The organism is Flavobacterium sp. Arc2 (assembly GCF_041431385.1).
In the GTDB taxonomy this organism is placed as follows: Bacteria; Bacteroidota; Bacteroidia; order Flavobacteriales; family Flavobacteriaceae; genus Flavobacterium.
In genome coordinates this window covers 1-9,933 of the sequence record NZ_JASMRH010000047.1, presented here as the reverse complement: position 1 = coordinate 9,933, position 9,933 = coordinate 1, and the positions used below count along the sequence as shown (strand labels likewise).

Annotated in this window: 10 protein-coding genes and 1 pseudogene; 10 read left to right on the top strand and 1 reads right to left on the bottom strand. The window is 34.3% G+C overall.

Annotated elements, in window-relative coordinates; genetic code table 11:
- Positions 1-33 precede the first annotated feature (33 nt).
- Positions 34-471: a Fic family protein gene (locus QO182_RS19140; protein ID WP_371563610.1), complete on the top strand. Its 438-nt coding sequence runs from the start codon at positions 34-36 to the stop codon at positions 469-471.
- Between the two features lie 27 nt (positions 472-498).
- On the opposite strand, the gene QO182_RS19135 is transcribed toward QO182_RS19140, so the two are convergent.
- The gene (locus QO182_RS19135) at positions 499-1,140 is read right to left on the bottom strand and encodes a protein-L-isoaspartate(D-aspartate) O-methyltransferase (protein WP_371543525.1); all 642 of its coding nucleotides are present in this window, start codon (positions 1,138-1,140) and stop codon (positions 499-501) included.
- A 154-nt stretch (positions 1,141-1,294) separates the two neighbouring features.
- Here QO182_RS19135 and QO182_RS19130 point away from each other — a divergent pair, with 154 nt between their 5' ends.
- The 9 genes and pseudogenes from QO182_RS19130 to QO182_RS19090 all read left to right on the top strand — a co-directional run.
- Positions 1,295-2,260 carry a Gfo/Idh/MocA family protein gene (locus QO182_RS19130; protein ID WP_371563608.1) on the top strand — a complete coding sequence of 322 codons (966 nt, stop codon included), beginning with the start codon at positions 1,295-1,297 and terminating at the stop codon, positions 2,258-2,260.
- 58 nt (positions 2,261-2,318) lie between these two features.
- Positions 2,319-3,206: a 3-hydroxyacyl-CoA dehydrogenase family protein gene (locus QO182_RS19125; protein WP_371543519.1), complete on the top strand. Its 888-nt coding sequence runs from the start codon at positions 2,319-2,321 to the stop codon at positions 3,204-3,206.
- Positions 3,207-3,268: 62 nt separating this feature from the next.
- Positions 3,269-4,489, top strand: coding sequence for a DUF1015 domain-containing protein (locus QO182_RS19120; protein ID WP_371563605.1), 1,221 nt, complete (start codon positions 3,269-3,271; stop codon positions 4,487-4,489).
- Positions 4,490-4,526: 37 nt separating this feature from the next.
- Positions 4,527-5,189 (top strand): YggS family pyridoxal phosphate-dependent enzyme, encoded by a 663-nt coding sequence (locus QO182_RS19115; RefSeq protein ID WP_371563603.1) that lies wholly within the window; start codon positions 4,527-4,529, stop codon positions 5,187-5,189.
- A 145-nt stretch (positions 5,190-5,334) separates the two neighbouring features.
- Positions 5,335-6,696, top strand: coding sequence for an exonuclease domain-containing protein (locus QO182_RS19110; protein ID WP_371563600.1), 1,362 nt, complete (start codon positions 5,335-5,337; stop codon positions 6,694-6,696).
- Positions 6,697-6,723: 27 nt separating this feature from the next.
- Positions 6,724-7,560, top strand: coding sequence for an ion transporter (locus tag QO182_RS19105; RefSeq protein ID WP_371563598.1), 837 nt, complete (start codon positions 6,724-6,726; stop codon positions 7,558-7,560).
- Between the two features lie 156 nt (positions 7,561-7,716).
- The gene (gene miaA, locus QO182_RS19100) at positions 7,717-8,634 is read left to right on the top strand and encodes a tRNA (adenosine(37)-N6)-dimethylallyltransferase MiaA (protein WP_371543509.1); all 918 of its coding nucleotides are present in this window, start codon (positions 7,717-7,719) and stop codon (positions 8,632-8,634) included.
- 67 nt (positions 8,635-8,701) lie between these two features.
- A complete protein-coding gene (locus tag QO182_RS19095) occupies positions 8,702-9,442 on the top strand; it encodes an acyl-[acyl-carrier-protein] thioesterase (RefSeq protein ID WP_371543507.1) in 741 nt (246 codons plus the stop codon).
- Positions 9,443-9,714: 272 nt separating this feature from the next.
- Positions 9,715-9,933: pseudogene (locus QO182_RS19090) on the top strand (transposase); the annotation flags it as partial.

Genomic DNA, 9,933 nt, shown 5'->3' with positions numbered 1-9,933 from the left:
GTAGAACGACTATATTGCCGTTTATGAGTATGTATTATTTGTGAAATTAAGGGAAAAGGAGGTTTTTTCACAGCCTGTCGCTCTGTAGCTATTACAATAAAAGATAGAAGCTTTAGTCCTTGTGATCCCATAGTTATCTCTCAAGAAATAGAAACACTTTTTAATTGGTATGAACAGAATAAAAATAATATACATCCAATTATATTGGCCACTACTTTAAAAGAGCGTATTATAACTATTCATCCTTTCATAAATGGAAATGGAAAAGTATCAAGACTGATTATGAATGGTGTTCTGTTACAACATGGTTACCTTATTGCAAATATAAAGGCCGACAATGAAGACCGAATTTTATATTACCAAACTCTAAAAGCAGCAATAACAAAAGAAAAAAAAGACGATTTCACGCTATTTATTGCTCAAATTGAAAAAAAAAGTTTAGAACGTTATATAAAAACTGTTAGTCAATAAAAAAGCCTCATCGAAAGAGGCTTTAATTTAATTTTTATCTTCTAACAAAGGAACGAATTTAAATTCCCCAAGTTCATGTTTCTCAAATTGTGTTTCATTTACCCGAATCAACAAAGTCATAATCTGTACTTTATCTCCTAGCGGAATAACAAGCCTACCTCCTATTTTCAATTGCGCCATGAGTGGTTGCGGAATAAAGGGCGCCCCTGCAGTAACGATAATACTATCAAAAGGAGCATAACTTGGTAATCCTTTATAACCATCTCCAAAAGAAAGGTGCTTTGGGCGAATCCCTAATTTTGGCAGCAAAGTAGAAGTCTGTTTAAATAATTCATTTTGACGTTCGACACTGTATACTTTAGCTCCCATCAAACACAAAACTGCCGTTTGATATCCTGATCCGGTTCCAATCTCTAATACCTTATGCTCTTTTTTAATTTGTAACAATTGAGACTGAAAAGCTACGGTATAAGGTTGTGAAATAGTTTGCCCCGCACCAATAGGAAAAGCCTTGTCTTGATAGGCATAATTTTCAAAACTAGAATTTAAAAACAAGTGGCGCGGTATCTTTTTCACCGCATCCAAGACATTTACATCGGTGATCCCTTTTTGCTGCAAAATGCTTACTAATTGATTCCGAAGTCCTTGATGTTTGGCTGTATCTTTCAATGTTTATTATTTTATTTTGGTAAAAATAGAGGTAAAAATACCAAAAAACAAATCCCAATTTTCAAATGAATTTATTATCATTTTTATTACAATTTGGGATTTTAAAAAATTGAATTTTAATTTTTATTCCTATTTTTGTAGAAACAACATTATTATGCTGAAAATTGGAGTATTAGGCGCAGGTCACCTAGGAAAAATACATTTACGTTTATTACAACAGTCTGAAAAATATGAATTAGTTGGGTTTTATGATCCAAATAAAGAAAATGCCGAGAAAATTTCTAAGGAATTTGGATACAAACATTTTAGTACAATTGCTACTCTTATTCACGCAGTTGATGTAATAGACATTGTAACCCCAACACTCTCTCATTATAAATGTGCAAAAGTTGCCATCAAATCAGGCAAACACGTTTTCATTGAAAAACCCATTTCGAATACTATTGAAGAAGCTGAAGAAATTATTGCTTTGGCCAATGAGTATAATGTTAAAGGGCAAGTGGGACATGTAGAACGATTCAATCCTGCTTTTATCGCCACTAAAAACATGATTGAAAACCCCATGTTTATAGAAACCCATCGTTTGGCTGAATTCAATCCTCGCGGTACAGATGTACCAGTAGTTTTAGATTTGATGATTCATGACATCGATGTGATTTTAAGCGTGGTAAAATCTAAAGTTAAAAACATAAGCGCCAGTGGTGTCTCTGTAATTAGTGATACTCCCGATATTGCAAATGCCCGAATCGAATTTGAAAATGGCTGTGTTGCTAATTTGACTGCGAGTAGAATTTCGATGAAAAACATGCGAAAAACTCGTTTCTTTCAAAAAGACGCGTATATATCTGTTGATTTTCTAGAAAAGAAATGTGAAGTTGTAAAAATGAAAGATGCACCAGAAACACCCGGTGATTTTGACATGATTTTACAAAATGCTGAAGGCGTAAAAAAGCAAATATACTTTTCGAACCCTTACGTGGAGCAAAACAATGCTATTCTTGAGGAACTAGAAACATTTGCAGATGCGATAAATAACAATACAACGCCCATTGTGACTTTGGAACAAGCTACAGAAGCATTAAGAGTTGCGTACCAAATTATCGATTGTTTTAAGAAATAGAACAATACTTCGAATTTAAAAGTTAAACGAGAAAGCTTTAAAATTAAACATACAATAAATGAAAATAATAGCAGTAATAGGAGCAGGAACAATGGGTAACGGAATAGCCCATACATTTGCCCAAAGTGGTTTTACAGTAAAATTAATAGATGTTTCTGAAAAATCTTTAGATAAAGGAATGGCAACAATTGCTGCCAATTTAGATAGAATGATTTCAAAAGGAGTCATTAACGAAGAAGATAAAGTTAAAACGATAACAAATATAATTACGTATACAGATATCAAAGACGGAGTTGTAGGTGTTGATTTAGTGGTAGAAGCTGCAACCGAAAATGTAGATTTAAAACTAAACATTTTCAAGCAATTAAACGAGGCCTGTTCTCCTGACACCATATTAGCGACAAATACATCTTCCATTTCTATTACTCAAATTGGAGCAGTAGTTTCACATCCAGAACGAGTTATTGGGATGCACTTTATGAATCCAGTGCCTATCATGAAATTGGTCGAAATCATTCGTGGGTATAACACTAGTGATGATGTGACAAAAACTATTATGACTTTGTCAGAGAAATTAGGAAAAACACCAGTTGAAGTAAATGACTACCCTGGTTTTGTAGCTAATAGGATTTTAATGCCGATGATTAATGAAGCAATCGAAACATTGTATAATAAAGTAGCTGGTGTATATGAGATTGATACCGTTATGAAACTTGGAATGGGTCACCCTATGGGTCCATTGCAATTAGCAGATTTCATAGGACTTGATGTCTGTCTGGCAATCTTAAACGTTATGTACGACGGCTTCAAAAATCCAAAATACGCGCCTTGCCCGCTATTAGTCAATATGGTTCGTGCAGGAAAACTAGGTGTGAAATCTGGAGAAGGCTTCTACGATTATTCAGAAAGCAAAAAAGCAGAGAAAATCTCTAAACAGTTCATATAAAGGCAAAGTTGACGGTCGCGGTTTCATCTGGAACGTGCGACTGCAACTTAATACTCTAAATAATGGCTAGAATAATTCCTTTTAATGCTGTACGTCCTACACGCGATAAAGTTTGCCTTGTAAGCTGTCGTTCTTACGAAGAATACGTCACTGCTGAATTAGCTGCACAATTAGATTTCAATCCGCTGTCATTTTTGCATGTTTTAAAACCTGCATATACAAATCAAGAGACCGTATCTTTTGAAAAGAGATACCGCCAAGTAAATCAAAAATACCAAGATTTTAAGGTAGAAAAAATTCTAATCAAAGATAAGAAACCAGGTATTTATATTCATAAAATAATCACTAAACAGCATTCTTTTACGGGAATTATTGTAGCTACCTCCATAGATGATTATCGCAGTAATAGTATTAAAAAACACGAAGAAACGATTGCTTTTAGAGTGCAGCTACTTAAAGATTATATGAAATATTCAGAGTTCAACACGGAACCCGTTTTAATGACCTATCCTGATAATAAAACGATAGAAAACTGGATTTTTAATAGAACTCAAAAATTAGCTGATTTTGAATTTTCGACTACTAAAAAAGAAGTCAATTATCTATGGAAGATTGATGACTCGATCGAAATCAACTGGATTCAGAACATCTTCAAACAAATAGACACTCTGTACATAGCTGATGGTCATCACCGTTCAGCAGCTGCGGCACTACTTTCAGAAGATAATGAAAACCCAGAGAATGGCGCTAAGGATTATTTGCTTAGTTATTTAATTTCCGAAAACAATGTTAAGATATACCAATTCAACCGCTTAATAAAAGATTTAAACGGTTTTGAAAAAGAAGCTTTTATCGAAGAACTGGATAAAAATTTTGTTATTAAAAATCTAAAGCAGCAACCATTCCAACCTGTTGAAAAACACCAATTCGGAATGTATCTTGACAATGAATTCTACAGTTTAATTTTAAGAAAGGAAAAACTTATTTTCAAAACAGCTTTAGAAAGTCTGGACGCACAGATATTATACGAAACAGTTCTTTTCCCTATTTTAGCGATTATAGATTTACGCGATGATGAACGCATCGAATACGTTTCTGGAAAGCAATCTATTCTGGAATTAAAAAAGACAATTGATGAAGGTGAATTTGAAGTTGGATTTATTCTCTTCCCTTCCAATATTAATGAGATTAAAGCTTTGGCCGATGCTGATTTAATTATGCCCCCAAAAAGCACCTATATCGAACCAAAGTTTAGAAGCGGAATAGTCATTTATGAACTTTAAACTTATTTAAAAAAGTTTACTAATAAAAAATTACACGATGTCAATAGCTAAAAATTTACTTTCAATAAAAAATACCTTACCAGAACAAGTAACTTTGGTTGCGGTTTCCAAGACTAAACCTGTTCCAGATTTGATGGAAGCCTATGATGCAGGTCAACGCATTTTTGGTGAAAACAAAATCCAGGAAATGGCCGATAAATGGGAGGAAATGCCCAAGGACATTCAATGGCACATGATCGGTCATGTTCAGACAAATAAAGTCAAATTTATGGCAACATTCGTAAGTTTGATTCATGGCGTAGACAGTTTTAAATTACTGAAGGAAATCAATAAACAGGCATTGAAAAATAACCGGGTTATTGATTGCTTGTTGCAAATGCATATTGCGAAGGAAGAAACAAAATTTGGTCTTGATGAAGAAGAACTAAATTCTCTTATAGCTTCAAGCGAATTTGTGGAAATGAAAAACATCCGAATCACTGGATTAATGGGTATGGCAACATTTACCGATAACCAAGATCAAATCAAAAAAGAATTTTCGCACTTAAAAATAATTTTTGATAAACTGCAATCACAGCAAACTGAAAATAACCAAATGAATACGCTGTCGATGGGAATGTCAGGTGACTATAAACTGGCCATAGCATGTGGAAGCACGATGGTTCGAATAGGAAGTAGTATCTTTGGAGGAAGAAATTAATTTCTTTGCGACATCGTCAATCTCAAAAAATAGTTGTTAAGGGCAACCATTTTTATTCTCAAATGAGAAGACTTCACCAGGATTGATGCTATTACATTTTTGATCAAACCACTGAATACTTTTAACTGTAAACTGAACACTTATTTTGTACGCAATATTAGACATAGAAACCACAGGAGGACAATTCAATGAAGAAGGAATTACCGAAATCGCCATTTACAAATTTGATGGTCATGAAATCGTCGACCAATTTATTAGTTTAGTCAATCCTGAAATTCCAATTCAACCTTTTGTAGTAAAACTGACTGGTATAAATAATGCCATGTTACAGTCTGCTCCTAAGTTTTTTGAAGTAGCAAAACGCATTATAGAAATGACAAATGATTGTGTACTTGTCGCACACAATGCTGATTTTGACTATCGAATTCTACAAACAGAATTTCGCCGCTTAGGCTATGATTTTAATACAAAGACACTTTGTACAGTCGAGTTATCTAAGAAATTGATGCCAGAACAAGCTTCACACAGTTTAGGAAAGTTAGTTAGAGCTCTAGGAATTCCAATGGCTGATAGACATCGTGCTAGTGGGGATGCTTTGGCAACAGTGAAATTATTCAAAATGTTACTGGATAAAGATTTAGAAAAAACTATTATCAAAGATCTAATTAAATCGGCAGTTCAGAAAGGAATTGCTCCAAACTTACTTGAAATTGTTGAAAGTGTACCTTCAAGAACAGGTGTCTATTATATTCACAACAAGGAAGGTAAGATTATATTTATTGGAAAAAGCAAAAACATTAAAAAAAGAGTAAATCAGCATTTTACTGGAATAACGAGAAGTGCCAAAAAAATTCAAGCAGAAGTATTTACAGTAACTTTTGAGGAAACTGGAAGTGAATTAATAGCCCTTTTAAAGGAAACGGAAGAAATAAAAATCAACAGACCTATTTACAACAGGATGTCACGAAAAAGCAATTATTCGTGGTCTATCTATTCTGAGAAAGATGCTAGCGGGTACTTAAACTTGAAGCTTGAAAAAGCGGACGGCAGAAAAAAGGAAATTCTCTCTTATGTTAATGCACAAGAAGGAAAAAATGCCTTATCTTTAATAACATCAGACTTCAAGCTATGCCAGAAATTAACTGGCTTATACAGTTCTAAAACATGTTGTTATCAACAAATAATTAATGAATGTGACGGTGCTTGTATCGGTAGTATTCCTGCCGTGGAATATAATGAAAGAGTAGCTGATTTTATTGCGCAAAACTCCTTTGAAAACAAGAGTATGGTGATTGTTGAAAAGGGAAGAACGATAAATGAACGCAGTGCAGTATTAGTTGAAAATGGTGTTTACAAAGGTTATACTTTCTATGATTTAAATTATCAGATTACGAATATCGAAATCCTGAAAAACATCATTATTCCGATGCAAAATAATCGCGACACCCGTAATATTATTCAGGGACACATCAGAAAAAACAAAGGATTCAAAATCATAAATTTCTAAGGTAAGATCTAAAAATCAATACTGCTTATGCCCGAATTAAAATCAAAATACGAGCGTTTTAGACAAAAGGTGAATGTTCTAATCTACGGGACAGGTACAAAGGCGGGTCGATTATTCGATTTAATCCTCCTTGGCCTTATTTTATTGAGCGTTCTTTTAGTAATGATGGAAACCGTTACTGAATTTGATCTAAAATACCATTCCTATCTCGTGCTTCTCGAGTGGATTATCACCGTATTATTTACCATCGAATACATTCTCCGAATCATTTCAATCAATAAGCCCCGGAAATACATGTCCAGTTTCTATGGAATAATTGATTTGCTTGCTATTCTCCCCATGTATTTGTCAATTTTCTTTATGGGAGCTAGTATTTTGGCAGTTGTTCGTTCCTTGCGACTATTGCGATTATTTAAAATATTAAACCATCCCCAGTTTACAAGCCAATCCCTGCAGCTAAATAAAGCCATTAAAGCTAGTAAAGGAAAAATAATAGTTTTTATTTACTTTGTACTAATTAGTACCATAATTATTGGCTCTATAATGTATCTCGTGGAAGGTAAAGAAAGTGGTTTCACTAGCATTCCAGCCAGTATCTACTGGACAATTGTAACATTGACTACTGTTGGCTATGGAGACATCTCTCCTGAAACTCCATTAGGACAGTTCATCGCCTCTTTTGTGATGATTTTGGGATATGGAATCATTGCAGTACCAACAGGTATTGTAAGTGCCGAAATCGCTAAAAGAAGCCATGATAAGGTATCTATTCACAAAAAACCATGTACGGAATGTGGTATCGAAGATTATCCAGACAACGCTAATTTCTGTCCTCATTGCGGACATTCGTTTGACACTAAATAATATACAAAGCTATTTCCAGCTATTCACTACAACTCCTCCTCCTTAAAGTTGTATTTCTAAGACATAAAAGGAGCTTCTAAAGGCGCTCTTTTACATCTAGAAATACTAACTTGCAGTCGTCCGGGGTTTACGTTGCTATCTGGGCTAAAAATAAATATGAAACATCTCATCACCATCGTTGGGCCAACAGCCATAGGAAAAACAGCCTTAAGTATTATTCTGGCTAATCATTTTAAATGCGAAATTGTTTCCTGTGACAGCCGTCAATTTTTCAAGGAAATGTCAATAGGTACCGCCGTTCCTACAGTAACTGAATTAGCCGCTGCTCCCCATCATTTTATCCAAAATAAATCAATCTTTGAACACTATACTGTTGGTGATTTTGAGAAAGATGCGATAAAAAAAATCGATGAATTATTTTTGACAAACGACTATGTAGTACTCGTAGGTGGTTCTGGTTTATATGTAAATGCTATTTTAAAAGGATTTGATGAGTTCCCAGAAATTGACCCATCGGTACGAGAAACCGTAAATGCCCAGTATGAAAAACTAGGAATTGTCTACCTACAAGAGCAACTAAAAGCACTTGATTTTGCGTATTTTGAAAGCATAACAAAAGAAAATCCACAAACCTTACAAAACCCGCAACGTATGATGCGCTTCGTAGAAGTATGCATTGGCTCAGGACAGCCGTATTCCTCCTTTTTAAACCAGAAGAAGAATGAACGCAGCTTCACTCCCATTCTTATAGGTCTTGAAGCAGAAAGAAGCATAATGTATAACCGAATCAACCAACGCGTGAACATTATGATAAACGAAGGTTTATTGGCAGAAGCCAAAGGTTTATATACAAACAAAGAACTGAACGCCTTGCAAACTGTAGGTTACAGAGAATTGTTCAGCTACCTTGACGGCGATTTTAGCTTAGAATTTGCCATCGAAGAAATCAAGAAAAACACACGACGTTTTGCTAAGCGCCAGCTCACCTGGTTTAAAAGAGATCAAAACACAGAATGGTTTGATTTTGAAACACCTTATGAGACTGTTATTAATTATATCAATTCCATAGAATAATATATACACTTTATAAATAGTAGAATCATACAGTATTCTAAAATCGTTAATCAAAAATAGTATCTTCATGCCAATAGCTTCAAATTTCACTTCCGTTTTAAGTAAGGATTGGGAAATCAATTTCACCCAATGCATGCCTAATGGGTATTTAAAATACACCGACTTGTGTAATATTTTGCAATTGACTGCGGCAGCACATTCGGATATGGGTGGCATCAGTTTTTCGGACATGCAGGAATTCGATCAAGCATGGGTTCTAAGCCGAATGCGTGTTGAAATTAGCGCATTGCCAAAATGGAGAGACATAGTAACGGTAAAAACGTGGATCAATACCCTTGAAAATTCCCGTTCGATACGTGCGTTAGAAATGCATGTAAATGGGAGGAAAATCGTTGGCTCTGAAACTTTTTGGGCTGTATTCAATACAGAAAAACGTCGCCCAGAAGCGTTAGCTTTGCCATACGAGCATTTCGAATTGTACCCAGAGAGAAAACCAACACAAGAAAGTTTTTCAAAAATAACGATTAACCCAGAGAAGGAAGTCATTTTTGAAAAAGTAGTCTACTTATCAGATTTAGACATAGTCAATCACGTCAACAATGTAAAATACCTAGAATGGTGCTTAGACCATGTTGACGAAAAATTAATTCTAAATCAAAATCTTAATAGTTTTGAAATGAATTTCATGAAAGAACTATCCTTAAATGACTCCGTTGTGATTCATGAGAATTTATCTAAAAAATCTACTACATTTAGCATAACAAAAGAAGAAAAAACCTGTTTCGCTCTACAATTAAATTGGAAATAAAAATAGCTGATTACGGCAAAATAGTAGTCCTGACCTGCCTTCCAACAGCTAGTTAGCAGTGAAAATCGTTACAATCAGATCCCGACACTTGCGAACGGAAAAATTATTCAATGCCAAAATAAAAGCTTTTAGATCTCAATTTAGAGGGAGAGAAATATAGAATTCTTTCTTTTAGGCTAACTAATAATTTATGCCTAATTTTTAGGATCAAGAACAAAACCTGGGAAGAGTTTTTAGAAAAAATAATATTTTTGCATAATTAACTTTGAGATATGACTTCTATAGACCTTTTAAAATTTATGCTTCCTGATTTTTTAATAAAGAACTTTGAAATAGTTTCCGCTACTAACTCTGAAGAAAACCTACATCTACATTTTGAAGAAAAAGCAAAACCTCCAAAAGAGTTTGACGCGGTAGAATTAGTATCCAAAGGCTTTCTAGATGAAATAACGATTCAGGATTTTCCTCTTAGAGGTAAGTTTGTCTATTTG